The sequence below is a fragment of the Janthinobacterium sp. 13 genome, from assembly GCF_002749695.1.
Lineage (GTDB): Bacteria > Pseudomonadota > Gammaproteobacteria > Burkholderiales > Burkholderiaceae_D > Janthinobacterium > Janthinobacterium kumbetense.
On record NZ_PEEQ01000001.1, the window covers coordinates 3,976,956 to 4,003,716 of the forward strand.

Annotated in this window: 25 protein-coding genes; 17 read left to right on the forward strand and 8 right to left on the reverse strand. The window is 64.9% G+C overall.

The window, feature by feature from the left end:
• The first annotated feature begins 129 nt into the window (after positions 1–129).
• Genes CLU94_RS17425 through mtgA form a run of 3 tightly spaced genes read left to right on the forward strand, consistent with a single transcriptional unit; the run spans position 130 to position 2,554 of the window.
• On the forward strand, positions 130–987 hold the full coding sequence (locus CLU94_RS17425; RefSeq protein ID WP_077408490.1) for an energy transducer TonB family protein: 858 nt from the start codon (positions 130–132) through the stop codon (positions 985–987).
• Positions 984–1,826, forward strand: a complete 843-nt coding sequence (aroE, locus tag CLU94_RS17430) for a shikimate dehydrogenase (protein ID WP_099666531.1) — start codon at positions 984–986, stop codon at positions 1,824–1,826. The genes CLU94_RS17425 and aroE overlap by 4 nt, the downstream gene beginning before the upstream one ends.
• Positions 1,808–2,554: a monofunctional biosynthetic peptidoglycan transglycosylase gene (gene mtgA / locus CLU94_RS17435; protein ID WP_369811509.1), complete on the forward strand. Its 747-nt coding sequence runs from the start codon at positions 1,808–1,810 to the stop codon at positions 2,552–2,554. The genes aroE and mtgA overlap by 19 nt, the downstream gene beginning before the upstream one ends.
• Before the next feature lie 64 nt (positions 2,555–2,618).
• Here mtgA and CLU94_RS28425 read toward each other — a convergent pair whose 3' ends face one another.
• Complete coding sequence (locus tag CLU94_RS28425) at positions 2,619–2,777, reverse strand: hypothetical protein (protein WP_161789554.1); 159 nt, start codon at positions 2,775–2,777, stop codon at positions 2,619–2,621.
• On the opposite strand from CLU94_RS28425, the gene corA reads away from it, so the two are divergent.
• On the forward strand, positions 2,776–3,741 hold the full coding sequence (corA, locus tag CLU94_RS17440; RefSeq protein ID WP_077408488.1) for a magnesium/cobalt transporter CorA: 966 nt from the start codon (positions 2,776–2,778) through the stop codon (positions 3,739–3,741). The two genes, CLU94_RS28425 and corA, sit on opposite strands and share 2 nt — an antisense overlap.
• A 310-nt stretch (positions 3,742–4,051) precedes the next feature.
• Positions 4,052–4,768 (forward strand): HAD family hydrolase, encoded by a 717-nt coding sequence (locus CLU94_RS17445; protein ID WP_099666533.1) that lies wholly within the window; start codon positions 4,052–4,054, stop codon positions 4,766–4,768.
• Between the two features lie 2 nt (positions 4,769–4,770).
• Here the strand turns inward: CLU94_RS17445 and hemL are convergent, their stop codons facing one another.
• Both hemL and thiD read right to left on the reverse strand, forming a co-directional pair.
• Complete coding sequence (hemL, locus tag CLU94_RS17450; protein ID WP_099666534.1) at positions 4,771–6,060, reverse strand: glutamate-1-semialdehyde 2,1-aminomutase; 1,290 nt, start codon at positions 6,058–6,060, stop codon at positions 4,771–4,773.
• Positions 6,061–6,110: 50 nt separating this feature from the next.
• Positions 6,111–6,968 (reverse strand): bifunctional hydroxymethylpyrimidine kinase/phosphomethylpyrimidine kinase, encoded by an 858-nt coding sequence (thiD, locus tag CLU94_RS17455; RefSeq protein ID WP_099666535.1) that lies wholly within the window; start codon positions 6,966–6,968, stop codon positions 6,111–6,113.
• A gap of 96 nt (positions 6,969–7,064) precedes the next feature.
• On the opposite strand from thiD, the gene CLU94_RS17460 reads away from it, so the two are divergent.
• From CLU94_RS17460 to CLU94_RS17485, 6 genes are all read left to right on the forward strand, one after another.
• On the forward strand, positions 7,065–7,217 hold the full coding sequence (locus CLU94_RS17460; protein ID WP_010401308.1) for a rubredoxin: 153 nt from the start codon (positions 7,065–7,067) through the stop codon (positions 7,215–7,217).
• Positions 7,218–7,302: 85 nt separating this feature from the next.
• Complete coding sequence (locus CLU94_RS17465; protein ID WP_099666536.1) at positions 7,303–7,725, forward strand: response regulator; 423 nt, start codon at positions 7,303–7,305, stop codon at positions 7,723–7,725.
• Between the two features lie 36 nt (positions 7,726–7,761).
• On the forward strand, positions 7,762–8,127 hold the full coding sequence (locus CLU94_RS17470) for a response regulator (RefSeq protein ID WP_077408483.1): 366 nt from the start codon (positions 7,762–7,764) through the stop codon (positions 8,125–8,127).
• Between the two features lie 11 nt (positions 8,128–8,138).
• Positions 8,139–8,759: a chemotaxis protein CheW gene (locus CLU94_RS17475; protein WP_306558397.1), complete on the forward strand. Its 621-nt coding sequence runs from the start codon at positions 8,139–8,141 to the stop codon at positions 8,757–8,759.
• Positions 8,759–10,996, forward strand: a complete 2,238-nt coding sequence (locus CLU94_RS17480) for a methyl-accepting chemotaxis protein (RefSeq protein ID WP_099666538.1) — start codon at positions 8,759–8,761, stop codon at positions 10,994–10,996. The genes CLU94_RS17475 and CLU94_RS17480 overlap by 1 nt, the downstream gene beginning before the upstream one ends.
• 40 nt (positions 10,997–11,036) lie before the next feature.
• Positions 11,037–16,328 (forward strand): hybrid sensor histidine kinase/response regulator, encoded by a 5,292-nt coding sequence (locus CLU94_RS17485; protein ID WP_099666539.1) that lies wholly within the window; start codon positions 11,037–11,039, stop codon positions 16,326–16,328.
• A gap of 1 nt (position 16,329) precedes the next feature.
• Here CLU94_RS17485 and CLU94_RS17490 read toward each other — a convergent pair whose 3' ends face one another.
• Positions 16,330–17,793, reverse strand: a complete 1,464-nt coding sequence (locus CLU94_RS17490) for a cryptochrome/photolyase family protein (RefSeq protein ID WP_099666540.1) — start codon at positions 17,791–17,793, stop codon at positions 16,330–16,332.
• A gap of 386 nt (positions 17,794–18,179) precedes the next feature.
• Between CLU94_RS17490 and CLU94_RS17495 the strand changes: the two genes are divergently transcribed.
• The 6 genes from CLU94_RS17495 (at position 18,180) to CLU94_RS17520 (ending at position 22,858) form a co-directional block, all read left to right on the forward strand.
• Positions 18,180–18,782 carry a YqgE/AlgH family protein gene (locus tag CLU94_RS17495; protein ID WP_034746689.1) on the forward strand — a complete coding sequence of 201 codons (603 nt, stop codon included), beginning with the start codon at positions 18,180–18,182 and terminating at the stop codon, positions 18,780–18,782.
• Positions 18,779–19,177: a Holliday junction resolvase RuvX gene (ruvX, locus tag CLU94_RS17500; RefSeq protein ID WP_257218859.1), complete on the forward strand. Its 399-nt coding sequence runs from the start codon at positions 18,779–18,781 to the stop codon at positions 19,175–19,177. Before CLU94_RS17495 ends, ruvX begins: the two co-directional genes overlap by 4 nt.
• A gap of 38 nt (positions 19,178–19,215) precedes the next feature.
• Positions 19,216–19,740, forward strand: coding sequence for a bifunctional pyr operon transcriptional regulator/uracil phosphoribosyltransferase PyrR (pyrR, locus tag CLU94_RS17505; RefSeq protein WP_099666541.1), 525 nt, complete (start codon positions 19,216–19,218; stop codon positions 19,738–19,740).
• Entirely contained in the window at positions 19,733–20,698 is a 966-nt protein-coding gene (locus tag CLU94_RS17510) for an aspartate carbamoyltransferase catalytic subunit (RefSeq protein ID WP_034746695.1), read from the forward strand. The genes pyrR and CLU94_RS17510 overlap by 8 nt, the downstream gene beginning before the upstream one ends.
• Positions 20,699–20,722: 24 nt before the next feature.
• The gene (locus CLU94_RS17515; protein ID WP_099666542.1) at positions 20,723–22,024 is read left to right on the forward strand and encodes a dihydroorotase; all 1,302 of its coding nucleotides are present in this window, start codon (positions 20,723–20,725) and stop codon (positions 22,022–22,024) included.
• A gap of 87 nt (positions 22,025–22,111) precedes the next feature.
• Positions 22,112–22,858: a lysophospholipid acyltransferase family protein gene (locus CLU94_RS17520; protein ID WP_099666543.1), complete on the forward strand. Its 747-nt coding sequence runs from the start codon at positions 22,112–22,114 to the stop codon at positions 22,856–22,858.
• On the opposite strand, the gene CLU94_RS17525 is transcribed toward CLU94_RS17520, so the two are convergent.
• The 4 genes from CLU94_RS17525 to CLU94_RS17540 are packed head-to-tail and all read right to left on the reverse strand — an operon-like array spanning position 22,855 to position 26,760.
• Positions 22,855–23,619, reverse strand: a complete 765-nt coding sequence (locus tag CLU94_RS17525; RefSeq protein WP_099666544.1) for an ABC transporter permease — start codon at positions 23,617–23,619, stop codon at positions 22,855–22,857. The two genes, CLU94_RS17520 and CLU94_RS17525, sit on opposite strands and share 4 nt — an antisense overlap.
• A 2-nt stretch (positions 23,620–23,621) precedes the next feature.
• Positions 23,622–24,866, reverse strand: a complete 1,245-nt coding sequence (locus CLU94_RS17530) for an ABC transporter substrate-binding protein (protein WP_099666545.1) — start codon at positions 24,864–24,866, stop codon at positions 23,622–23,624.
• Between the two features lie 17 nt (positions 24,867–24,883).
• Complete coding sequence (locus tag CLU94_RS17535; protein ID WP_099666546.1) at positions 24,884–25,678, reverse strand: ABC transporter ATP-binding protein; 795 nt, start codon at positions 25,676–25,678, stop codon at positions 24,884–24,886.
• The gene (locus tag CLU94_RS17540) at positions 25,675–26,760 is read right to left on the reverse strand and encodes an acyl-CoA dehydrogenase family protein (RefSeq protein ID WP_099666547.1); all 1,086 of its coding nucleotides are present in this window, start codon (positions 26,758–26,760) and stop codon (positions 25,675–25,677) included. The genes CLU94_RS17535 and CLU94_RS17540 overlap by 4 nt, the downstream gene beginning before the upstream one ends.
• Position 26,761 lies beyond the last annotated feature (1 nt).

A 26,761-nucleotide genomic window follows, 5' to 3' on the forward strand; every position in this document is an offset into this window, starting at 1 on the left:
TCAGGCCATCAGGCGGTGCTGAAAACTGTTGCCGGCACCGCCCTTTGACGTAGAATTCAGCCATCTTGTATCTTGTGCTTGTTGCGAACTGGGTTGCGCGTGAAGTCTTTCCGAGAGAATCGTTTCCTGATGATAGCCGTGGCGGTCTCGCTGCTGGCGCACGGCGCCTTGCTGGCGATGCATTTTGTCGCCCCGGCGCCGCAGCGGGCCGTGGCTACCGATCCCGGCCTGGAAGTGATCCTGGTCAATGCCAAGCATGCGAACAAGCCGCTGAAGGCCGAGGCACTGGCGCAAGCCAACCTCGACGGTGGCGGACAGGCCGACAAGGGGCGCGCCAAGTCGCCCTTGCCCGACATGCGCAAGGTGGAAGAGGGCGACAGCGTCAAGGCCAGCGCCAGGCGCATTGCCGAACTGGAACAAAAACAGCAGGAATTGCTGACGCAGGCGGCCAAGCCGACGCCTTACAGCGCCGCGCCCGTCACGGAAAAGGACAAGCCCAATCCCCTGGCCAGCGGCTCGGACTTGATGGAAAGCAGCAAGGCCATCGCGCGCATGGCGGCCGAGATCAGCCAGACCGTGGAAGACCAGAATAAACGTCCGCGCAAGACTTTTATTACGCCCAGCACGCAGGAAGTCGGCTATGCCATGTATTACAAGACCCTGCAAAAGCGCATCGAGGAAATCGGCACCCTGAATTTCCCGCAAAAGAATGGCCGCAAGATGTATGGCGAACTGGTCGTCTACATCCCCATCTTCCAGGACGGCACGATTTACCAGAAGGAAGGCGGCGCCCGCGTGGAAAAAAGCTCGGGCAACCCGGCGCTCGATGCGGCGGCCCTGGCCATCGTGCGCCGCGCGGCGCCGTATGGTCGTTTTCCACCGAATATGTTGTCGAGTGACAAGGATGACCTGTGGGTCGTCATCACCCGCTTCAAATTTACGCGCGAAGAAAAAATGGAAGCTAACCTGACTGGCGGCAGCAATTGAGCAAGCAAAACATTCATCCCGATCAATATTGTGTCTTCGGCAATCCTGTCGCCCATAGCAAGTCCCCTTTGATCCACGCCGCGTTTGCCTTGCAGACAGGGCAGGCCATGGTCTACGACCGCCGGCTGGCGCCGCTCGACGGTTTTGTGCTGGCGGCCCGTACGTTTGCCGCCGAGGGCGGCAAGGGTGCGAACGTGACGGTGCCCTTTAAACTGGACGCGTGCGCGCTGGCCACCGAGCTGACGCCGCGTGCGCAAGCGGCCGGCGCCGTCAATACCCTGCGTTTCGATAATGAAACCATTCTTGGCGACAATACCGATGGCGCGGGCCTGGTGGCGGACATCGTGCGCAACGCGGGCGTGAGCGTCGCGGGCAAGCGCATCCTGCTGCTGGGCGCCGGCGGCGCGGCGCGCGGCGTCGTGCTGCCCTTGCTGGAGCATGGGCCGCAGGAAATGTTCATTGCCAACCGCACCGTGGCTACGGCCGAGGCGCTGGTGGCGCAGTTTGCCGATGCGCTGGCGCACCCCGGGCAGCTGCGCGCCGGCAGCTTCGCGCAGCCCGATGGCCAGTTCGATATCGTCATCAATGCCACCTCGGCCAGCCTGGCGGGCGACTTGCCGCCCGTGCCGCCGGGTATTTTCGGCAGCCACACCCTGGCGCTGGACATGATGTACGGCGCCCAGCCCACCGTCTTCATGGACTTTGCCGCCCAGCATGGCGCGCAGGTGCGCGACGGCCTGGGCATGCTGGTGGAACAGGCGGCCGAAGCGTTTTACGTGTGGCGCGGCGTGCGGCCGCAGACGCAGGATTTGCTGGCGCAATTGCGCAGTGCCCTGTGAGCGCCGGCAAGAAGGGCGCGCGCAAGGGCGGCAGCGGCAGCCGCTACGGCTGGATCAAGTGGCTGTTCATCCTGCCCGTGCTGGCGTTTATCGTCGTGCAACTGTATTTCTTCCTGCAAATCTGGTGGTGGGTCGACCATAACCCGTCCAGCACGGCTTTCATGCGCGAACAGTTGTCTGTCTTGCAGGACAAGAATCCCAACGCCACCATCCAGCAGACGTGGGTGCCGTACAACCGCATTTCGAACAATTTGAAACGGGCTATCATCGCCTCGGAAGACGCGAATTTTTCCGAGCACGAAGGCGTGGACTGGGAAGCCTTGCAAAAGGCATATGAAAAAAACAGCAAGAAGCAGAAGGTCGTGGCGGGCGGCTCCACCATCACGCAGCAGCTGGCGAAGAATCTGTTCCTGTCCGGCTCGCGCAGCTATGTGCGCAAGGGCCAGGAATTGATCATCACGTACATGCTGGAAAGCCTGATGGAGAAGCAGCGCATTTTCGAGATTTATTTGAATGTGGTGGAGTTTGGCACGGGCATCTTTGGCGCCGAAGCGGCCGGACGCCACTATTACCGGGTCAGCGCGGCGGGCCTGAGCGCCGGACAGGCGGCAAAACTGGCCGTGATGCTGCCAAATCCCCGCTATTATGACCGTCACCGCGATACGGGCTACCTGAACCGGCGTACCAGTGTCATCCTGCGCCGCATGGGGGCGGCGGAATTGCCTTGAGGATAGTGGAATTTCTTTGCATAAAATCAAGGCTGCCTGATTGGCATTATTGCGGCGCAGCATCTTAATCGGCCCGGTTGGTGCAACGCCGCACTTTTTCCGTGAAAAAGCGGTGCCGGGGGTGGTCGTGAAAAGGCCTTTGCGGGTACACTTGCGCTGTTTTCATTTTTGGCGCCAGCGCCAGCACATCACGATAACCCAACATCCGGCTGAGAGCGCGCATGATCAATGTCTTTGTATTACAGAATGGCCGGCTCAACCAGGTGCCGATCGACAGCCGCGCAGACCTCGAAAATGCCGAACCGGTGTGGGTCGACCTGACCGACCCCACCGATGATGAACGGGCCTGGGTCAAGGCCATCTACAACGTCACCTTGCCGGGCGAAGACGAAGTCAAGGATATTGAAGCGTCGGCCCGCTATTACGAAGCGGAAAACGGCGACTTGCATCTGCGCACGGACTTCCTGCGCGAAGAGGACGACGGCCCCTCGCGCGTCATCACGGTAGCCTTCATTCTTGCCCGCAAGATCCTGTTTTCCATGCATACGGACGACTTGCCCGTGTTCCGCCTGGTGCGCATGCGCGCCCGTTCGCGGCCAGGCTCGATTGCCGACTACATGGACGTGCTGCTCGACCTGTACGCCACCGATGCCGAATACTCGGCCGACGTGCTCGAAGGCATCTACCAGAATCTGGAAGAAGTCAGCACGCGCGTGCTGCAAAAGGAATTTACCGATGCGCACGCGGCCGAAGCGCTGAATGCAATTGCCCACGAGGAAGATTTGAATGGCCGCATCCGCCGCAACATGATGGATACGCGTCGCGCCGTGAGTTTCCTGATGCGCGGCCGCTTGCTCAACTCCGAGCAGTTCGAGGAAGCGCGGCAGATTTTGCGCGACATCGAATCGCTGGACGGTCACACGTCTTTCTTGTTTGATAAGATCAACTTCCTGATGGATGCCACCGTCGGTTTCATCAACATCAACCAGAACAAGATCATCAAGATATTCTCGGTGGCCAGCGTGGCCTTCCTGCCGCCTACCCTGATCGCCAGCGTGTACGGCATGAACTTCAAGCTGATGCCGGAACTGGAATGGTCGTTCGGCTATCCGTGGGCCTGGGGCCTGATGGTCACCAGCGCCATCGCCCCCTTCCTGTACTTCCGCCACCGCGGCTGGCTGAAATAAGTCCTTGTCGCCGGGACGCGTCCGCGCCCCGGCGCTACCACCGGATCTTGTCCGGATTTCAATGCGAGCGCAGCAATTTCAAAAATCAGCGATAATCACTGGTATTGCGTGGTATTGAATTGGTATTTGCGCGTAGCCGCTTGCCTGACGCCCGATTCTTTCCCCGTTGGCTGCCTTTGGCAGAAAAGTATCGTCATTCAGACGTTTTCTGCGTGGTAGCGTCCGCCCGTTCCACCTATGATCGTTGCGATGCCAGCCTTGGCCGGGCTAGCCGCCGCATTTCCCGTCACTGTTGCCTTCTGGAGAGTCCATGCCTGATACCGCCACCATCCCAACGCGCTTTACCCACCTGATCAGCGACTGCGACGGCGTGCTGGTCGACAGCGAGGCCGTGGCCCTGCAAGCGCTGCTGGAATTGCTGGGGCCGCGCCTGCCCAACCTGCCCGAGGGCGTCACCCTGCAGGGCTTGATCGAGCCGCGCCTGGGCCAGCGCCTGGTGCCGCTGATGCAGGATATCTACAAGGAGCTGGGCTTGCCGCAATTGCCGGCCGACGAGATCATGGCCATCGGCAACGCCGTCGATGTGGCCTGCGATGCGCAGTTGCGCGCCGTGCCCGGCGTGGCGCAGGCGCTGGCCGCCATTCCCCTGCCCAAGGCCGTGGCCTCGAACAGCGTCAGCGCACGCGTGCTGTCGTCGCTCGAGCGGACTAGCATGGCGCCGCTGTTCGACAAGCGCGTCTTTACGCCGGACCTGGTGGGCCATGCCAAGCCGCATCCGGGCCTGTACCTGGCAGCGGCGGCTGCTTTCGGCGTGCCGCCGGGCCAGTGCCTGGTGCTGGAAGACAGCGTCACGGGCGTGACGGCCGCCGTGGCGGCGGGCATGACGGTATTGGGATTCATTGGCGGCGGGCATATCGCCGCCGGCCAGGAAGCGCGCCTGAAGGCGGCTGGCGCGCATGTCGTGTTCAGCGACATGGCCAGCCTGCCGGCGCTGGTGGCCGCGGTGATGGATACCGCGGCGGTGTAACTTTACGCGAGCTTGGCAAACACCTTGCGTGCGGCAGCGATGGTGGCGTCGATGACGGCATCGTCGTGCTGCGCCGAGACGAAGCCCGCCTCGAAGGCGGCTGGCGCGAAGTACACGCCTTCGTCCAGCATGGCGTGGAAGAAGGCGTTGAACTTGCTGCGGTCGCCCGCCATCATTTCCGCGTAGCTGGTCGGTGGGGTGGCGCTGAAATAAATGCCGAACATGCCGCCGATATAGTCGGCGCAGAAGACCACGCCCGCTTCCTTGGCGGCGGCCGTCAGGCCTTCGGCCAGGCGCTTGGCCGTGGCGCCCAGCTGCTCGTAGAAGCCAGGCTGCTGGATCAGTTTCAAGGTGGCCATGCCGGCCGCCACGGCGACCGGGTTGCCGGACAAGGTACCGGCCTGGTAGACGGCGCCCAGCGGCGCCATATGGTGCATCAGCGCCGCGCTGCCGCCGAAAGCCGCCACCGGCATGCCGCCGCCGATCACCTTGCCCAGCGCCGTGAGGTCGGGCTGGATGCCGTACAGCGCCTGCGCGCCGCCCAGGGCCACGCGTAAGCCGCACATGACTTCATCGAAAATGAGCAGGGCGCCGTGCTGCGTGCACAGTTCGCGCATCGCCTGCAGGAATGCCGGGGTGGCTTTCACCAGGTTCATGTTGCCGGCCACCGGTTCGACGATGACGCAGGCGATTTCCGCGCCGAAGCTGTCGAAGGCGTCTTTCAGCTGTTCCACGTTGTTATAGTCGAGCACCAGCGTGTGTTTCACGAAATCTTCAGGCACGCCAGCCGACGTCGGGTTGCCGAAGGTGAGCAGGCCGCTGCCCGCCTTTACCAGCAGCGAATCGGCGTGGCCGTGGTAGCAGCCTTCGAACTTGACGATCTTGTCGCGCCCCGTGGCGCCGCGCGCCAGGCGCAGGGCGCTCATGGTCGCTTCCGTGCCCGACGACACCAGGCGTACCTGCTCGATCGACGGCACCAGGCGCGTGATTTCCTCGGCCATCAGCACTTCGCCTTCCGTCGGCGCGCCGAACGACAGGCCCAGCGCGGCCGCATCCTGCACCGCTTTCACTACTTCCGGGTGGGCGTGGCCGACGATGGCAGGGCCCCAGGAGCCGATGTAGTCGATATAGCGCTTGCCATCCGCGTCCCAGAAGTACGGGCCTTCGGCGCGCGTGATGAAGCGCGGCGTGCCGCCCACGGAGCGGAAGGCGCGCACGGGCGAATTGACGCCGCCTGGCGTGGTTTTTTGTGCGCGGGTAAACAGGATGTCGTTCTGTGAAGTCGTCGTCATGATAATCGTGCCTTGAAAGTGGATCGTTGTCTGTGTCGTCTGGTCTGTGTCTATTGGTCGCCGCGCGGGCGCTGCTGCCGGAACAGCCGGTTCGGCACCAGCTTGCCCATGCCGTGGCGCTGCGCGTGGGCCAGTGCGCCGGTGGTGAATTCCTGCGCCGCCACGACCACCTGCGGCACATCGTCTTCGTTTTCCGCCAGGGCCAGCAGGGCGGTGGCTGCGGCCGACAGGGTGCTGCCGGCGCCGTTGAAGATGCCGGGCAGGTGCTGCCATTCGTCGTGGCGCACCACGCCGTCCTCGCCGAACAGGGTATTGGCGCGCAGCTTGCCTTCGGCCGTGCCGGATTTGCTGGCGTCGGCCGGCATGCCGGTGACGAGCACGTATTCGCAGCCCAGGGCCACCAGATAGTCGACGTCGTTTTGCAGGGTGTCGTCCGGATCGGCGTCGCGCCAGGTCTCGGCCAGGCGTTCCAGTTCCACCGGCGAGAGCACCAGCAGGGTCGTTTGCGGGATCAGCAACTGGCGCACGGCCGTGAGGATGTCTTCGTCGTCCATGCCCTGTTCCGGCAGCGCCGAAATGAAGGGATCGAGGATCAGCGGCACGTTCGGATAGTCGGAGACGATTTCTGCGATGGCCGTGACGTTTTCCACGCTGCCCAGCGCGCCGATCTTGATGGCGGCCACGGACATGTCTTCCAGCAGCACGCGCGCCTGGTCGGAAACCCAGTCAGGATCGACCGCCTGCACGTCTTCCACGCGCGCCGTATCGCTGATCAGCAGGCCCGTGGTGACGGACAGGCCATGGCAGCCGAAGGCTGAAAACGTGGCCAGGTCGGCCTGGATGCCGATCGCGCCGACCGGATCGGACACGCCGAAGCTTAATATGAGGGGAGAAGTTTGGTTTTGCACGGCGGGTAGATTAAGATACCTAATTCAGCATTTTACTTGATTGAAGGGTGGCAGAACGTGAGTAGCAACGAAACAACGCAGCAATTCCAAACGTGGATGTGTCTTATTTGCGGCTGGGTTTATGATGAAGCGGCTGGTCTGCCTGACGAAGACATCGCTCCGGGCACGCGTTGGGCCGATGTTCCGATGAACTGGACCTGCCCTGAATGCGGTGCGCGCAAGGATGATTTCGAGATGGTGGCGCTGTAATTGATCGCAGTCCATGGGATGCCGCTGCCGCAAGCAGGTATCGCGGCAGGCTGTGCTATGGTATGAAAGATTGTCGAATAATCACATGACGCGTCCCTTTTTGCCCGAGGCGCCGGCCGATGCCGCGTGCACCGGCACCACGATACTCGTCATCGACGACAGCGCGACGATACGCAGCGCGGCCGCGAAGATCCTGGGCGAGGCCGGTTATCGTGTGGTGGTGGCGGAAAACGGCTTCGAGGCCCTGGCCAAGATCGCCGACTGCCGGCCGGCGCTGATCGTGTGCGACATTGTGATGCCGCGCCTGGACGGCTACCGCACCTGCGCGCTGATCAAGGCCAGCGCGGCGCATCACGCCACGCCGGTGCTGATGCTGTCGTCGAAGGAGGGGCTGTTCGACCGCGCGCGCGGCGCCATGGCAGGCGCCAGCGCCTGCCTGGCCAAGCCGCTGGCGCGCGAGGCGCTGCTGGAGGCCGTGCGGCTGCACCTGGCCGGGCATTTTGAGTAAGTGGTTTTATTGATTGACAACGCAGCAAGGAAGCAGATGGCCATACACACAATTCTGATCGTCGACGACTCGCCGACAGAACGCTATTACCTGAGCGAGATCCTGGTGCGTGCCGGCTACGCCGTCCTCACGGCGCAGGACGGCGCCGACGCGCTGGCGCAACTCAAGCAGGCCAGGCCCGACCTGATCCTGATGGACGTGGTGATGCCCGGTGCGAATGGCTTCCAGATCACGCGCGCCATCGCGCGCGATCCCGAACTGCAGGACGTGCCGGTGATTATCTGCTCCAGCAAGAGCCAGGAAACGGACCGCATCTGGGGCTTGCGCCAGGGCGCGCGCGATTACCTGGTCAAGCCGGTGGTCGAGGCCGAGTTGCTGGCCAAGATCGCCGCGATTTCCTGAGCGTGCAGACGATGCCAGGTCACGGCGTATCCACCGCGGCTTACCCGTCCGCCGCCATGCCATCTTTCGAGACGGGGGCGCGGCAGGGGCGCTTGCGCCAGTATCAGCTGCAATTGATCGAGCGGATACAGGCCGCGCGCAGCGGCGCGCTGGCGGCGCGCAAGGAACTGGGTGTGATGCTCGGTGGCCGGCCGTGCCTGCTCGACCTGACGCAGCTCGGCGAAATCGTCATTGCCGCCGGTGTACAGATCCAGGGCGTGCCGCTGGCGCAGGACTGGTATCTGGGCCTGGCGGCCATGCGCGGGCGTCTGACGGGGGTCGTCGACCTGGCCCGCTACATGGGCGAAGCGGCTTGCGCGCCCGGCAATCACTGCCGCATCATCACCTTTTCTCCCCGCCTGGGCCTCAATTGCGCATTGCTGGTCGAACGCGTGCTGGGTTTGCGCCAGTTGCGCGCGATGCGGCCCGTGCAGGGTGCGGCGCAGGGCGTGCTCCCATCGTGGGCCGCGCAGGCGCTGCGCGACAGCGAAGGGCAGCAGTGGCTGCGCCTGGACCTGGCGCAGCTGGCGCAGTCGGCACGCTTCCTCGATGCCGGCTTTGACGGCCTCCCTGACCACAAGGATATTTGCTGATGGGTGCCCATTCCCCGATCCTGGCGGCCGGCTTGCCCGAAGCGCAGCACGCTCCGGAAGCGCCGGCATCGACGGCCGACCTGCCGCTGCGCCTGCGCGACGCGCTGGGACGGCGCAAGTCGCTGGCCAGCGCGCCTGCCGGGGACTGGAAGCTGCCGCTGATCGGCCATTTTCCGCTGCAAAAGCAGCTGAGCATCCTGTCGACGGTGATGGCCCTGAGCCTGGCCGCCAGCCTGCTGTTCGTCGGGCTGAACACGCGCAGCGGCAATATCGCCTCGGCGCAGACGCAGCTGGCCAGCGATGCGCTGATGCATTCGCAGCGCATCGGCAAGGCTGCGCCGAACGCTGTGCAAGGCAATCCGGAAGCCTTCCGCCAGCTCGAGGAAAGCCGCAATGAACTGAATCAGGATTTCCGCCTGATGCTGCGCGGCGGTACGTATCACGGGCGCGATATCGGCGAGTCGCGTTCCGCCCTGTTGGCTGCGGTGGCCGACGCGCGCAAGAAGTGGGCCAGCAGCGACCGCGCGGCCAGCACCATCTTGCGCCTGAAACTGGAACTGGGCGAATTCGACAAGACCTTGCAGCAATTGAATGCGCTGTCGCCGGCGCTGCTGGCGCAGACCGAGGAAATCGCCGCGCTCAAGGTGCAGCGTGGCGGCAATGCGCGCGACCTGGCCGTCATCGGTCGCCTGATGATGTTGAGCCAGCGCATGAGCCGCAGCGCCAGCGAGTTCCTGTCGTCGGGCAGCATCAGCTCGGAAACAGCGTTCTCGCTGGGACGCGACACGACGTATTTCCGCACCGCCGTCGAAGGCCTGCTCAATGGCAGCGTGTCGCTGCAATTGGCGCCTACGCGCGACGCTGAACTGCGCGACCGGCTGGTGGCGCTGAAAGCCAGTTTCGACACTTACCAGAAGCTGGTCTCGTCGATACTCGACCGGCTCGATAAATTCAGCTCGGCGAAAAGCGCCGAACAGCTGATTTTCAACGAGAACGAAGACCTGCGCCAGCGTTTGACCCTGCTGCAGCAGATGTACCACGTGAACCAGGAAACCCTGGGCGTCGCCTTCTGGATGATGGTCGGCGGCGTGTTACTAACCCTGATCGCGGCGGCCGGCATCGGCCGCGTGCTGCTGCAAGATTCCGTCAACCGCACGCGCGACGCCGAGCGGCGGCGCCAGGAAGCGGAAATCCAGCGCCTGCTGTCGCAGGAAAAGGAAGAGCAGGCCAAGGCCAAGAATGAGCAAAACCAGGCGGCCATCCTGCGCCTGATGAACGAATTGCAGAAGGTCGCCGACGGCGACCTGACGGTGCAGGCGACCGTCTCGGAAGACATCACGGGCGCCATCGCCGATTCCGTCAATTACACGGTCGAGGAATTGCGCGGCCTGGTGGGGCGGGTGACGGCAACGGCCGAACAGGTCAATCGCGCCTCGACGCAGGCGCAAAGCATCTCCAGCAAGCTGTTGATCGCGTCGCAGCAGCAGTCGCGCGAAATCCAGGGCGTCAGCGCCACCGTGGTCAAGATGGCCAATGCGATTACCGACGTGTCGAAATCGGCCAGTGTCTCGGCTGATGTGGCGCGCCAGTCGGTGGCTGCGGCGCAGCAGGGTTCGACGGCGGTGGAAAACGCCATCAAGGGCATGCATGAAATCCGCGAGCAGATCCAGGATACGTCCAAGCGCATCAAGCGCCTGGGCGAATCCTCGCAGGAAATCGGCGAAATCACCGAGCTCATTTCCGACATCACCGAACAGACCAACGTGCTGGCGCTGAATGCCGCCATCCAGGCGGCCTCGGCCGGCGAGGCGGGGCGCGGCTTTTCCGTCGTCGCCGAGGAAGTGCAGCGCCTGGCCGAACGCTCGGCCGCCGCCGCCAAGCAGATCGGCGCGCTGGTGCGCACCATCCAGGCCGATACCCAGGATGCGACGCGGGCGATGGAAACGTCCACGCAGGGCGTGGTCGAGGGCGCGCGCCTGTCCGACGCGGCCGGCGCAGCCTTGAACGATATCAGCCAGGTGTCGAAACACCTGGCTGAACTAATCCAGGGCATCTCGTTCGCCACCGGCACGCAGGCCGGTTCGGCCAGCGGCGTGGCCTTGAATATCCAGCATATCCTGAGCGTGACGGAGCAGACCCAGGATGGCACGCAGCAAACGGCGCAGTCGATCCATAAACTGTCGATGCTGGCGCAGGAACTGAAAAATTCGGTGTCGCGCTTCCGCGTCGCCGCCTGAACGCCGCGCCAGTCCAGGCGATTTCCTTACCGAGGCATGCATGAGCACACCTGATAGTCCACTGCAGTCCAAGCCGTTCGACAGCGAACCTTTGTCGTGGGTGATGGTGGAAATCCGCGAAGCGCTGGGCCGCTCGAAAACAGCTTTGTTCGAGGCGGGTGGCCGCGAGCGCGAGGAACGCGCCACGGCCCTGCAGCATGCGCGCTCGCATCTGCACCAGGCGCACGGCGCACTGGTGATGGTCGACGTGGCCGGCGCCAGCCTGCTGACGGACGGCGCGGAGCAGGCGCTTTCGCGCTTTCGCGACGGCAGCCTCGAATACACCCTGGACCATGCGCAAGTCGTCGCCGAACTGTATCAGGCCCTGACCGAATATCTGGAAGACCTGGTGGCCGGCACGCCGCCGCAGCCGACGCGCTTGTTCCCCTACTACCGAGACCTGCAAACCATGCTGGGCGCCGAGCGCAGTCACCCGGCCGACCTGTTCTTTCCGCCGGCGTCGGTGCTGGAAGGGCATGCCATCGCGCTGGCGGACGCACCCCCGGTAGCCGATTATCCGGCCTGGCGCGGGCGCTTCGAAAAGTCCCTGCTGCCGTTCCTGAAGGCGCAGGATGACGCGGCGCGGCGCCAGCATGCGAGCGACTTGCACGCCACCTTGACGCTGGTGGCCGATGCGCAGCAGGAAGCGCCAGCGCGCACCTTCTGGTTCGCCATGCAGGCGTTTGCCGGATTGGCGGCCAGCGGCGAGGGCATGGGTACGCTCAACGTCAAACAGTTGTTCGGCCTGATCAATCTGCAGTTGCGCCGCCTGGCGCAGGGCACGGCCAGCCTGCCCGAAGCGATGCTGCGCGACGCTCTGTTCTTCATTGCCGCCGCCACCGAGCCCACGCCGGAGGCGCGCCAGCTGCGTGCCGCCTTCGCTCTGGACGGGCAGGTGCCCGCCGATCTGGAAACGCGGCGCTACGGTCAGGTCGACCAGGAGGCCCTGCAAGGCGCCCGCACGGCACTGGCGCAGGCGCGTGCCAGCTGGAGCCGCCTGGCGCAAGCCGACCTCGATCCCGCCCTGGGCACGGATTTTGACGCATCCCTGCAACAGGTGGCCGCGCATGCGGAGTCCCTGAAGCAGCCGGCCCTGGCCAGCCTGTTGCGCGAATGCGCGGCCGTGGCGCGGCAAGCCGTGGCCAGCGGACGCAGTGCGGCCCTGGAAAATGAAATCGGCATGGCGCTGCTGTTTGCCGACACGGGCCTGGAGCAGGTGCGCCGCCTGCCCGACGATTTCGCCGGCAATGCGGAAACCATCGCCGCGCGCCTGCAGGCGCTGCTGGCTGGCGAAGCGCCGCCGCCCGTCACGGCGGGCGAGCTGTCGCGCCAGATCGAACAGGGGCAGACGGTGGCCGCGCTGGCCGAGGAAATGAAGACGGGCCTGCGCCAGGTGGAAAAGGTGCTCAATGCGTATTACGCGGATGCAGCGGGGGCGAAGGCGGGGGCACTCGATGGCGTCGCGCCCGTGCTGGAGCAGTTGCAGCAGCAGTTGGCCGGGCTGGAACAGGAAGAGGCGCGCGCCGCCGTGCTGCAGGTCGATGCGGCCGTGCGGCAGCTGGCCGATGGCGACGCCAAGGCGGAGGCGAAAGCCGAGGCGCTCGACGAGATCGCGCAAAATGTCAGCGCGCTGGGATTTTTTGTCGACATGCTGGGCCGTAACGCGCAGGCGGCCAGCGGGCGTTTCCATTTCGACGCCGCCGCCGGCGCCTTCCGCGCCCTGCCATTTGAAAAAGTCGCCGCCGCCGGCACCGTGCCCGTACCCTTGCTCGACCAGGCCCTGGCGCCCGCCGCGCCTGCCGGCATGGATGCCGTGCCGGCAGTGACCGATGTCGATGCGGAGATGCTCGACATCTTCATCGCCGAAGCGCGCGAAGTGCTGGCCTTTGTCGACACCACGCTGGCCCTGCCGCGCGAGCAAGCCGCCAGCGGCGACCACCTGGCCATGCTGCGCCGCTCGTTCCACACCCTGAAGGGCAGCAGCCGCATGATCGGCCTGGCGCAGTTTGCCGAAGCGGCCGGCGCCATCGAGCGCGTCATGAATACCTGGCTGGCCGAAGCGCGACCCGTCAGCGACGATCTGTTTACCCTGCTGAATTACGGCTGGTACCAGCTCAGCGAATGGGTGGCGGAACTGGAAGGCGGGGCAGGGCGAGAGCGCGAGGCCGGCATGCTGCTGGCAGCGGCAGAGCGCGTGCGCGAAGGCGGTCCGTTCGAATTGCGCAAGCCGCGCCCGGCCGCGCCCGTGGCCGGCAATGGCAATGTGATCGGCCTTCCCCTGGCCACGGCGCCCGCGCTCCACGAAGCGCCGGACGATCACCTCAAGCACGTGGGCGAACTGCGCATCAGCCTTCCCTTGTACAACGTCTACCTGGCCGAGACGGATGAATTACTGCGCGTGCTCACGCGCGACTTCGGCGAATGGCGTCATGAGCAGCGCGCCGTCAGCGCGGAAGCGCTGCAAGCCGTGCATACCCTGGCGGGGACGTCGGGCACGGTCGGCTTCCAGTCCCTGCGCGACCTGGCGCACGCGCTCGAGACGGTGATCGAAACGGTGGTGCCGCCGCTGGCCGGCCTGCGCGCCGAACAGCACGACGTGCTGGAGCAGGCCACGCAGCGCATCGGGCAAATGCTGCAGGCGTTTGCGCTGGGCGATCTGGCGCCAACGCAGCCGGACATGATCGAAGCGCTCAACACCCTGTGGCGCGCCCTGACGGCGGCGCCTGGCGAGAGCAAGGAAGAGCGGCTCGACGCCATGTTTGCGGCCGCTTACGCCAGCATCGTCGGCGCACCGGCCCAGCCTGCCGAGTCGCTACCCGACGCGCTGGCCGACGCATTGGCCGAGATTCCTGTACCCCAGCTCGAGACCCTGTTCGAGGCGACGTATGCGAGCATCGTCGCTGACGCACTGCAGCCGGCTGCTGCTGAAGTACCTCTGCCAGCGCCGTTGCAGGACAGCGGCGCCAGCGACGACCTGTTCGACGCCGGTTTCGAGCACGCGCCGCCATTGGAGCACGCGGCGCCGGAAGCGCCGGCGCCCGCCATCATGCCAGCCGATGCGGCCGCGCTGCTGGCGGCCAGCGCCGGCATCAGCGATGAACTTGACCTCGATTTATTGTCCGTCTTCCTGGAAGAGGGCGCCGACCTGCTGCCGCAGATCGGCGAGGCGCTGCGCAGCTGGCAGCAGCAGGCGCACGATAGCGGCCAGGCACAGATGCTGTTGCGCACCCTGCATACGGTCAAGGGCAGCGCGCGCATGGCCGGCGCCATGCGCCTGGGCCAGCATGCGCATGAAATCGAGACGCATATCGAAAACATGCTGCATGCGGGCACCGCCACGCCGCAGGCTTTCGAGGAATTGCTGGCCCATTACGACCATGCGTTGCACCTGTTCGAGCAGTTGCAGCAGCCCTTGCTGCCCTTGCCGGGCATGGAAGACACGCCGGCCGCCGAACCGAAGGCAGCCCTGGTGCGCGTGCGTGCCGATATTCTCGACCGGCTGGTGAACCAGGCGGGCGAAGTGTCGATCACGCGCTCGAAGATGGAGAATGAAGTGGGCGTGCTGGGCGCCTCGCTGTCCGAGTTTTCCGACAACCTGGCGCGCTTGCGGCGCCAGCTGCGCGAAGTGGAAATGCAGGCCGAATCGCAGATTGCCTCGCGCATGGCCGTCGGCAGCGAGCGCGATTTCGATCCGCTTGAATTCGACCGCTTTACGCGCTTGCAGGAACTCACGCGCATGATGGCCGAAAGCGTCAACGACGTGGCCTCCTTCCATGAAAACCTCAGCCACAGCGTCGATGCGGTGACGGACGACCTGGTGCTGCAGGCGCGGCTGACGCGCGAGCTGCAGCGCGACCTGATGCAGATCCGCATGGTGCCGTTTGCCAGCATCGCCGAACGCCTGTTCCGCGTGGCGCGGCAAAGCGCCAAGGAAGTCGACAAGCGCGTCAATCTCGACATCCGCGGCGGTGGCGTGGAAATCGACCGCAGCGTGCTCGAACGCATGGCTGCTCCGTTCGAACACCTGCTGCGTAACGCCATCGTGCACGGCATCGAGCCGCGCGACGCGCGCCTGGTTGCGGGCAAGAGCGAAACGGGCGAGCTGCTGGTGCAGGTCAGCCAGCAGGGCAACGAAGTGGCGATCGCCTTTTCCGACGATGGCGCGGGGCTGGACCTGGAGCGCATCCGCGCCAAGGCGCACGGCGCCGGCCTGCTGGCGACGGACGCGCCATTGACCGACGCGCAGGCGGCCGAGCTGATTTTCACACCGGGTTTTTCCACCGCCGACAGCCTGACGGAATTGGCCGGACGCGGTTTTGGCATGGACATCGTGCGCTCCGAAGCGCTGGCGCTGGGCGGGCGCGTGGAAACGCTGACGCAGGCGGGCCTCGGCATGCGCTTCACTATCCACCTGCCGCTGACCCTGGCCGTCACCCAGGTGGTGCTGCTGGCGGCGAACGGCAAGACGTATGCCTTGCCATCGGTGCTGGTGGAGCAGGTGCTGCACCTGAAGGGCGAGCAGCTGGAGCAGGTGCGGGCGGCCGGGAGCGTCGAGTCGCACGGGCAGTCGCTGGCGCTGCACCACCTGTCGGCCATGCTGGGCGAGACGCCGGCGGCGCAGGCCACGCAGCGCTATGCGCCCGTGCTGTTGCTGAGGAATGGCAATGACAGGCTGGCCTTGCAGGTCGATGACGTGCTGGGTAACCGCGAAGTCGTGGTCAAGCACGTGGGCCCGCAACTGGCGCGCATGCCGGGCATTGCCGGTGCCACGGTGCTGGGCACGGGCGACATCGTGCTGATCCTGAACCCCGTGGCGCTGGCGCAGCACCTCGAGCACCATCCGGAACTGCTGTCGCAATATGCGCTGGCCAGCCGCGAGCAGCATGCCGTTTCCAGCGCGCTGGCCGCGCCGGTTGTGCGCGTGATGGTGGTCGACGATTCGCTGACGGTGCGCCGCGTGATGCAGCGCCTGTTCGAGCGCGAAGGCTACCAGGTGCTGCTGGCCAAGGATGGCGTCGATGCGCTGGAGCAGTTGCATGCGCTGGAGCCGGCTGCCATGCCGGCCCTGCTGCTGGTCGACGTGGAGATGCCGCGCATGGACGGTTTTGACTTGACGCGCAATGTGCGCAGCGACGACAAGACGCGCGCCATCCCCGTCATCATGATCACTTCGCGCAGCGCCGACAAACACCGCGCGCATGCGTTCGAGCTGGGCGTGAATGCGTATTTCGGCAAGCCGTTCCAGGAAGAGGAATTGCTGGCGGAAGTGGGGCGCTTGTTGACCGAGTCTTGACCTACGCCACCACCTTTACCACGGCATAGCGCTCCAGGGTCTCCTTGCGCGCCTCGTCGTGCTGCACCAGCGGTTCCGGATAGTCGCGCCCCAGCACGATGTTTTTTTGCTCGAGTAGCATGCGCGGCACCAGCCAGGGTGCGTGGATTTCCTTGTCGCCCAGCGCCTTCAGCTGCGGCAGATAGCGGCGGATGAAGCGCCCGCTGGCATCGAATTTTTCCGATTGCGTGATCGGATTGAAGATGCGGAAGTAGGGCTGGGCGTCGCAGCCGGACGACGAAGCCCATTGCCAGCCGCCGTTGTTCGACGCCAGGTCGAAGTCATTGAGGTGCAGCGCGAAATACGCTTCGCCGCGGCGCCAGTCGATACCCAGGTCCTTGATCAAGAAGCAGGCCGTGACCATGCGCAGGCGGTTGTGCATGTAGCCCGTCTGGTTCAGCTGCGCCATCGCCGCGTCCACCAGCGGATAGCCGGTGCGCCCTTCGCACCAGGCGGCAAAGGCGGCGTCGGCTTCGGGACCCGTTTCCCAGGCGATGGCGTCGTAGGCCGGCTTGAAGGCGCCGCCTTTCACGTGCGGGTTCTGGTACAAAATCATGGCGTAGAAATCGCGCCAGATCAGTTCGGCCAGCCACACGGGCGCGCCATCGCCGCCACCGCCCCGGTCCATCAGGTCGACCACGGTGCGCACCAGGTAGCGCAGCGACACGGTGCCGAAGCGCAGATGCATGGACAGGTAGGACGGTCCCTTCAGCGCGGGAAAATCGCGCGCCACGTCATAGCGGGCCACGCGCGGCAGGAAATCCTCGAACAGCGTGCTGGCGCCCGACATACCGGTGGGAATGGCCAGCTCGGCCAGGTTGCTCGGTTCGAAACCCAGCTCGCCCAAGGTGGGCAGGGGCACCGGTGTGCCGGCGCGCGGCGGCGCCAGGCTGGCCGCATGCGGCTCGATAGCGAACGGCGCCAGGCAGCCGGGTTCCGCGCGCATTTTCTTCAGCCAGGCATTCCTGTACGGCGTGTAGACGGTATACGGCTTGGCCGAGAGCGTCAGCACTTCGTCCTTTTCAAAGATCACCTGGTCCTTGAAACTGAACCACAGGCGCGTGTCGCGCGTGAGCGCGGCGGCCACCGTGGCGTCGCGCGCGATGGCTTGCGGTTCGTAGTCGTGGTTGGCAAAGACGGCGTCGGCGTTCAATTCGGCGGCCAGGCGCGGGATGGCCTCGGCCGCGTCCGCGTGCAGCACGATCAGGTCGCCGCCCAGCTGGCGCAGTTCGCCAGCCAGCTCGGCCAGGCTGGCATGGATGAAGTCGACCCGCCGGTCGCGGCGCGGCAGGGCCGCCAGGATGGCGGTGTCGTATACGAAGACGCAATGCACGGCCTGGCTCTGGCGCAGGGCGTGATGCAGTGCAGCATGATCAAACGCGCGCAGATCGCGCCGGAACCACACCAGGGAAGTCTTGATTGTCATTATTTCGCGTGTTCAGGGTCAAAGATAGGCCATTTTTTGCCGCCAACGGGGCTTTATCGCCGCTCGGGTCGCGCCTTTGGCGTCGCTGCGGCGGCAATTCAGTGTAAACTACCGGGTATGTTCGTGGTGCTTTATGTGCGACAGCGATTTTGCAATCAATTTTACAATTGGCATTGAAATGCGCCTGCAGGCAAAGCGAATTGACCATTAATTTATAACATAACAAGAATAGCGCCTGGCAACACGGCTCTCGCCGCCCAACATTCGCGGCAGGAGGTGCCAGGCGTACGATAGCGGGGTAAGCGAGACTTGCCAGCAAGCCCACAGAGAGAGCATCGCGTATGAAAAAGAGTAAAATCGACCAGACTCTACCAGGACATCGTTTGATGCAGGGTGTGGGAGAGCCGGCTGCGACCGGTTCTTCCACCCTGAATCTGGCCAACCATTTCCTCATTGCGATGCCGGCCATGCAAGATCCGATCTTCGGCGGCACGGTCGTGTACGTGTGTGAACATAATGAAAACGGCGTGCTGGGCGTCGTCATCAACAAGCCCACCGACATGACCATGGAAGTGTTGTTCGACCGTATCGACCTGAAACTGGCGGCCGGCAGCGACACGCCCATCATCAACGAACCGATCATGTTCGGCGGTCCGGTGCAGGACGACCGCGGTTTCGTGCTGCATACGCCGGGCGCGCGCTATTCCTCGTCGCTGACGGTGACCGATGAAGTGGCGTTTACCACCTCGATCGACGTGCTCGAAGCCGTCGCCAAGGGCGATGGCCCCGAGCGCATGCTGGTCTCGATCGGCTACTCGGGCTGGAGTCCGGGCCAGCTGGAAGACGAGATCGGCCGCAACGGCTGGCTGACGGTGGGCGCCTCGGCCGACATCCTGTTCGATTTCCCCATCGAGCAGCGCTACGTGGCGGCCATCAAGTTGCTCGGTATCGATCCGCTCATGCTCGCCAGCGAGGCTGGCCACGCATGAGCGGTGACGCCATCGACACCATCCTCGCCTTCGATTTCGGCCTGAAACGCATCGGCGTGGCCATCGGCAATACCATGATTTGCCAGGCCAAGCCGCTCAGCGTGATCACGGCCACGGCGAATGAGCCGAAGTTTGCCGCCATCGATAGCCTGATCAAGGAGTGGGGCGCGAGCCGCATCGTAGTGGGCTTGCCCAGCCATCCCGATGGCACGGAACACGAAATGAGCGCGCGCTGCCGCCGTTTCGCCAACCAGGTGCATGGCCGCTTCAACCTGCCGGTGGAACTGGTCGACGAGCGTTATTCATCGGCCGTCATCGCCGCCAAGCGCGGTGAAGTCATCGATGACCGCGCCGCCGCCGTCATCCTGCAACAGTATTTCGACGCGAATTATTAATCTGACCTTTGACCCATTCCTGAATGATCAAGAACCCTATGCCGCATCCTACGAATCCTTCCCAACTCGACGCCGAGGCCCTGTACGCGGTCTTGCTGCAACAGGTGCAGAGCGGCCTGGCGGGCATCCCCAACGTGGCCATCGTCGGCATCCATTCGGGCGGCGCCTGGCTGGCTGAACGCCTGGCGCGCGACCTGAACCTGCTCGACCGCCTGGGCGTGCTCGATGTATCGTTCTACCGCGACGACTTTGCCCAGAAGGGCCTGCATGCCGACGTCAAGCCGACGCAAATCAGCTTTGACGTGGCCGGCGCCACCATCCTGCTGGTCGACGATGTGCTGTACACGGGCCGCACCACGCGCGCGGCCATCAACGAATTGTTCGACTATGGCCGCCCGGCCAAGATCATGCTGGCCGCCCTGGTCGACCGCGGCGAACGCCAGTTGCCGGTGGCCGCCGATTTCGTGGCCGCCTTCACTGCCGTGCCGCCGGGCCAGGCCCTGGTCCTGAAGCAAGCCGACGATGGAAAATTCACGCTCACCTTAGATACCCACCATGCTTAATCCGCAACTGAATAAACACGGCGAACTGCAACATCTGCTGACGATTGAAGGCTTGCCGAAGTCTATCGTCAACCACATCCTCGATACCGCTTCCTCATTCGTCGGCATTTCCGACCGCGATGTGAAAAAGGTGCCGCTGATGCGCGGCAAGAGCGTTTTCAACCTGTTCTTTGAAAACTCCACGCGCACCCGCACCACCTTCGAGATCGCGTCAAAAAGGCTGTCGGCCGACGTCATCAACCTGAACATCCAGGCGTCGTCGGCCAGCAAGGGCGAGTCCCTGCTCGACACCATCGACAACCTGTCGGCCATGCATGCCGACATGTTTGTCGTACGCCACGCGCAGTCGGGCGCGCCTTACCTGATCGCCAAGCACCTGATCGACACGAAGCAGCCGCACGTCCACGTGGTCAACGCGGGCGACGGACGCCATGCGCACCCGACCCAGGGCTTGCTCGACATGTATACGATCCGCCACTACAAGAAGGATTTCACCAACCTGACGGTGGCCATCGTGGGCGATATCCTGCATAGCCGCGTGGCCCGTTCCGACATCCACGCGCTGACCACCCTGGGCGTGCCGGAAGTGCGCGCCATTGGCCCGCACACCCTGCTGCCGGGCGGCCTGGAACAGATGGGCGTACGCACCTTCACCAACATGGATGAAGGCCTCAAAGGCGTGGACGTGATCATCATGCTGCGCCTGCAGAATGAACGCATGAGCGGCGCGCTGCTGCCGTCGGCGCAGGAATATTTCAAGAGCTATGGCTTGACGCCCGAGCGCCTGGCGCTGGCGAAACCGGACGCCATCGTCATGCATCCGGGCCCGATGAACCGCGGCGTGGAGATCGATTCGGCCGTGGCCGACGGTCCGCAGGCGGTGATCCTGCCGCAGGTGACGTTCGGTATCGCCGTGCGCATGGCGGTGATGAGTATTTTGGCTGGTAATCAGGGCTGATAGCCCAAGGACGAGTAAGCGAGCATGACGACACTACATATCAAGAATGGCCACCTGATCGACCCTGCCAACGGCATCGATGGCTTGCAAGACCTGTTTATCGCCGACGGCAAGGTGCTGGCCGTGGGCAGTGCCCCGGCCGGTTTCACCGCCGACACCACCTTTGACGCGGCCGGCCTGGTGGTCTCCCCCGGCCTGGTCGACCTGTCCGCGCGCCTGCGCGAGCCGGGCTACGAATACAAGGCAACGCTGGAATCGGAATTGCAGGCAGCCCTTCAGGGCGGCGTCACGAGCCTGGTCTGCCCGCCCGACACCGATCCCGTGCTCGACGAGCCGGGTCTGGTGGAAATGCTGAAATACCGCGCCAAGACGCAGAACAAGGCGCACGTGCATCCGCTGGGCGCACTGACCATGGGCTTGAAGGGCAAGTCGCTGACGGAAATGGCCGAATTGACGGAAGCGGGCTGCATCGGCTTTGCGCAGGCGGAAGAGCCGATCGAAGACACCACCGTGCTGCTGCGCGCGATGCAGTACGCGAACACCTTCGGCTACACGGTCTGGCTGCGTCCGCAAGACCCGCACATCGGCCGCGGCGGCATCGCCCACAGCGGTCCGCTGGCATCGCGCCTGGGCCTGTCCGGCGTGCCCGTGATGTCCGAAACCATCGCGCTGCACACGATTTTCGAGCTGATGCGCGCCAGCCGCGCGCGCGTGCACCTGTGCCGCATTTCGTCGGCGGCGGGCCTGGAACTGATCCGCGCCGCCAAGGCCGAAGGCTTGCCCGTCACCTGCGACGTGGGCGTGCACCATGTGCACCTGACGGACGCCGATATCGGTTTCTTCGACCCGAACGCGAGGGTCACGCCGCCGTTCCGCAGCCAGCGCGACCGCGATGCGATCCGCGCCGGCCTGCTCGACGGTACGGTCGACGCCATGTGCTCGGACCATACGCCCGTCGACGACGATGAAAAACTGTTGCCGTTCGGCGAAGCGTCGCCCGGCGCCACGGGCCTGGAACTGCTGCTGTCACTGGCCCTGAAATGGGCCGACGACTATGCGCTGGCGCAGCCGCAGGCGGGCGCCCGTCCGCTGGCGCGCGCCGTGGCCAAGGTCACGGCCGACGCGGCCCGTGTCGCCGGCATCCCGGCCGGCAGTCTGGCCGTGGGCGAAGCGGCCGACATCTGCGTCTTCGATCCCGCCGCGCGCTGGACCGTGTCGTCGGCGTCGCTGGCCAGCCAGGGCAAGCACACGCCTTTCCTCGGCTATGAGCTGAGCGGCATCGTCAAGGCGACCATCGTCGCCGGACAGGTGGCGTTTCAGCGTTAAAAAATCAGATCCGTGGACCGGGGCACGCTGCCCCGGCATCCCTTGTCTGCTCCCGGATTTCGGTTCTGGTTTATTTGTTGGTGTGATTTGAAACTTCTGCTTACCTACCGCCTCGCGCGCATCGCCATTCACCTGAGCTGCGGCATGGCCAAGAGCGCCGTGCTCTTTCCCTGGCTGGACCTGGAGGGGCGGAACCGGCGCATCCGCCGCTGGTCGACGCAGCTGCTAGACATCTGCGGCGTGCACGTGGCGCAGCCGGCGGACAGCGTGCCGGCGCTCGACCATGCGATGGTGGTGGCGAACCACGTGTCGTGGCTCGATATCTTCGTCATCAATGCCGTGCACCCTTGCCGTTTCGTTGCCAAGGCGGAAATCCGCGCCTGGCCCATTCTGGGCTGGCTGGCGGGACGCGCCGGCACCATCTTCATTTCGCGCGGCAGCAAGCGCGATTTGCGCCTGATCTTCCAGGGCCTGGTGGATAAATTGACGGCGGGCGAGCGCATCGCGTTCTTCCCCGAAGGCACCACCGCCGCGCAGGGACAGATTTTGCCGTTTCACGCCAACCTGTTCGAGGCGGCCATTGACGCGCAAGTGCCGGTGCAGCCGTTCGCGCTCGTGTATGTGGATGACAAGGGGGCCTTGCACCACGCCGTCGACTTCATCGGCGAGATGAGCTTTGCGCAAAGCATGGTGGCGATCCTGAGCGGCCCGCGCATCACGGCGCGCCTGACCTGTCTGGCGCCGGTGGCGACGCTCGATGCGCACCGGCGCGAACTGGCGACGGCAACGCAGGCGGCGGTGGCCGCTGCGCTGCCGCTGGAGCAGGCGGCTTAACCCTTCACGTGCAGCCAGCGTGCATGCGCGGCGCGGGCCAGGTAGTCGAGGATGAAGCCGAGTATGCCGATCAGCACGATGGCGGCCATCAGCTCCGAATACGCGAGGCGGTCACGCGTGTCGAGGATGAAGTAACCGAGACCCGCCGAGACGCCCAGCATTTCCGCCGGCACCAGCACGATCCAGATGATGCCGATGGCCAGGCGCACGCCCGTCAGGATATCGGCCGTGATGCCAGGCAAAATCACCTTGAAGACGATTTCGCTGCGCGTGGCCGACAGGCTGCGCGCCAGCAGCAGCCAGTTCGGATCGAGCCGCGCCACGCCGGCCGCCGTATTGAGCAAAATCGGCCAGACGGCCGCAAACGCCAGCAGGAAGTACACGGGCGCGTCGCCGACGCCGAGCACCATCACGGCGATCGGCATCCACGACAACGGCGAAATCATGCGCAGCAACTGGAACAGCGGCATGGCCGCGCCGGAAAAGCTCTTCGACATGGCCACCAGCACGCCCAGCGGCACGCCGATGACGATCGCCAGTCCCAGGCCCACGGCCACCCGTTGCAGGCTCAATACCACGTGCAGCCAGATATCCGAACCGCCCACCATCTCCTGGAAGGCCAGCGCCGTGGGCAAGGGCGCGAAGGCGGTGGCGATGGGCGTGGATTTCTCTAGCGCCGTCACGCCCATGGACCACAGCAGCAAGGCACAGGCCAGCCCCACCAGGGGCAGGCCGAACTTCGTGAACAACTTGCTCGCCATCGTCAGACCGCCACGGTTTCGCTGCGCAGCAGGTTGGCCGGCAAGCCGAAGGCGGCTGGGCCGCCGACTGCCGTGATGGCTTTGCGCACGAAGCGGTCATCGACCAGGTCGCGCGCGGCGAACTTCGGATCGAGGTTGGCCAGGAAGCGCGTATCGCCTTCGACCTTGGTACGGCCGATGGCGCGCACCAGTTCTTCCGTGTACGAGGCAAACGGATATGGCTGGAAGTCGATGCGGCGCTGCTGCCAGTTCTTGTGCACGATCAGGCCCTGCTTTTCATAGCCGGCGTAATCGGTGGTGGCCAGCACCTTGGTCAGCACCTGCAGCGGATGCGGCGTGTAGCGGTGCTCGCCCACGTTCGACAGCAGCTTGGCCGTGTCGACCTGGTTCGAGCGCGTCCACAACTGCGCCTTGACGATGGCGTTGGTGACCTTCTGCGCCCATTCGGGGCGCGTGTTGATGTCGCGCTCGGACAGGAAGGTGACGCAGCATGCATGGTTTTTCCACACGTCGCCCGAGAAGCGCAGGATCTTGCCGATGCCGGCGTTTTCCGCCGCCGCGTTGAACGGTTCGGCCACGATGTAGCCGGCGATGGACTTGCTGGCCAGGGCCGAGACCATTTCGGCCGGCGCCAGCACGATCAGGTTGACTTCATTCGGCTTGATGGCGGCATTGCGCGCCCGCGTGACCGGGGTCAGGCCGTTGGAGGACAGGATTTGCTGCAGCAGGATGTTGTGGATCGAGTACCAGAACGGGATGGCGACCGTGCGCCCGCCCAGGTCGGAGACCTTGTTGATCTCGTTGGCCACCGTCAGCGCGGAACCGTTGACGTGGTTCCAGGCGACGACTTTCGCGGGGAACTTGGCGCCGTAGCGCACCCACAGGGTGGCCGGCGACAGCAGGTGGATGACGTTGACCTGGCCGGCGACGAAGGCTTCGATGATCTGCGCCCAGCTGCGGAACAAGCGAGGTGTTTCCACCTGCAGGCCTTCCGCTTCAAACAGCTTGCGGGCGTGGGCGACGAGCAGCGGGGTGGCGTCGGTAATCGGCAGGTAGCCGATTTTCACGGGCTGGTCGTCGCCTTTCGGGCCTTGCTGGGCCATGGCGTCACCGGCGAACAGCAGGGGAGAAGCCACGCTGGCCGTGGCCAGGGCCGACATGCGCAGGAAGTCGCGCCGCGTCAGGCCGCAGTCGCAATCGGACGAGGCGCAGATATGCAGGGGTTTGTTTTGATCTTCGAATGTCATGGGAAAGTTCCGGTCGATTAATTGGGAGCGAGGGCGGGCGTTTGATCCTGCTTTTGCAGCGCTTGCAGGGCGTCGAGGATGTCCATCTTGAGGGCGATCACGTCTGCGCTGTGGCCGATGCGGGGCTGAGCGATGGCGACGGGCCATTCGCGCACGATGTTGCCCGGCTTGCCGCCCATCAGCAGAATGCGGTCCGCCACGAGGATCGCTTCATCGATATCGTGCGTGACGAGCAGCACGGCAGTGTGCCAGCGGTGCACCACGTCGACCAGCAGCGACTGCATCTCGGCGCGCGTGATGGCGTCGAGCGCGGAAAACGGTTCATCGGCGAACAGCAGTTCCGGTTCGCGCGCCAGCGCACGGGCCAGCGCCACGCGTTGCGCCATGCCGCCCGAGAGGGCGGATGGATACAGCTTTTCGCGTCCCTTCAATCCCACCGCCTCGATGGCTTGCGCCACGCGCGCCTGGTGCGCTTCGCACGTCAGTTGCGGCTGGTGCTTGAAGTCCAGGCCGAAGCCGGCGTTGCCCGTGACGTTCAGCCAGGGCAGCAGGCTGGCTTGCTGGAAGACGAGGGCGCTGCGCGGGTCCGGTTCGCGCATGGGGGCATCGAGGAATTGAATCTCGCCCGTGGACGGCGGCTGCAAGCCGGCCAGCACGCGCAGCAAGCTCGATTTGCCGCAGCCGCTGCCGCCCAGCAGGCAGACGATTTCGCGCTTGCGCACACCCAGCGAGACGTGCTGGAACACGGGGGCAGAGCCCGGATAGGCATAGCTCAGGTCCTGCGCCTGCAAGGCCCAATCAGTAACGCTCATGCCGGGGCTCCCGCCGCCTTGGCCGCCTGCTGGCTGTCGAACAACTGCAAGGCTGCTTGCAGCTGCGTCAGGCTGGGAGTGACGATGGGGATGAACGACGATTCGCGCCAGCGGCGGGCAAAGCCCTGCTGCTCGGCGTTCAGGTAGGCGCGCCCGCCCATGGCTTGCAGTTCCAGCATCAGCGCCTGCTGCAGCACGTCGGCCAGCTGTATGCGCAGGCGGAACATGGCCGGCGCCTGCGTCTTGAAGCGGCCATCGTGCACGCCTGCCAGCAAGGTGGCGACGGTGGCTTCCAGGGTCGCTCGCAGTGCTTCGATGCGCGGCGTAAGCTGGTTGCGCGAGCCGGCGGAAATTTGCGCCGCCTTGGCCAGGCTGGCGCGCGCCAGGCCGATCGACAGGCCGCACTGCATGCCGAGGAACGATGGGCGCACCTGCGGCAGCCAGGCCGGCGCGTTGTCGCTGATGATGTCCGCGGCGGGAATGTGCACCTGTGCCAGCTTGACGGAAGCCGTATTGCTGCCGCGCAGGGCGATCAGGTCCAGGTCGTCGCTGCGCTGTACGCCTGCCGTGCCGCTGTCGAAGGCGACGATGACAGGGGGCGCGCCATCGTTCGGCGCCACGGCGGCCGCCGCGACAAAGCCCGCCTTGCGCAAGTTCGTCACCCAGGCCAGGCCGCCGTCGACCAGCAAGCCGTCTTCCTGGCGCGCGCCCGTGATTTGCAGTTGTTCGATGCCGGACAAGAATTTCATGGCGTTCGACAGGCCGCTGGCGCCGGCCTGCGTGCCTGCCAGCAGGCCAGGCAAGCGGCGTTCGGCCAGGGCGCGGTTCTCGCTTTGCAGCAGGAATTCGATGAAGCAGCGCTGGCCCCAGAAGACAAAGGCCGCCGTCACCGATTGCTCGGCAACTTTGGCGATGGCGTCGATGGCGTCGCGTACGTCGCCGCCCGCGCCGCCGTGTTCCTGCGGCACGCCGATGGCCAGCAACTGGTCGCCAGCGAGGGCTGGCAAAATGGTTTCAGCCAGGTCCGACGATTGGTCCAATTGGTCGGCATGCGTGTGCAGCCAGTGATTGAGGTGGCCCATG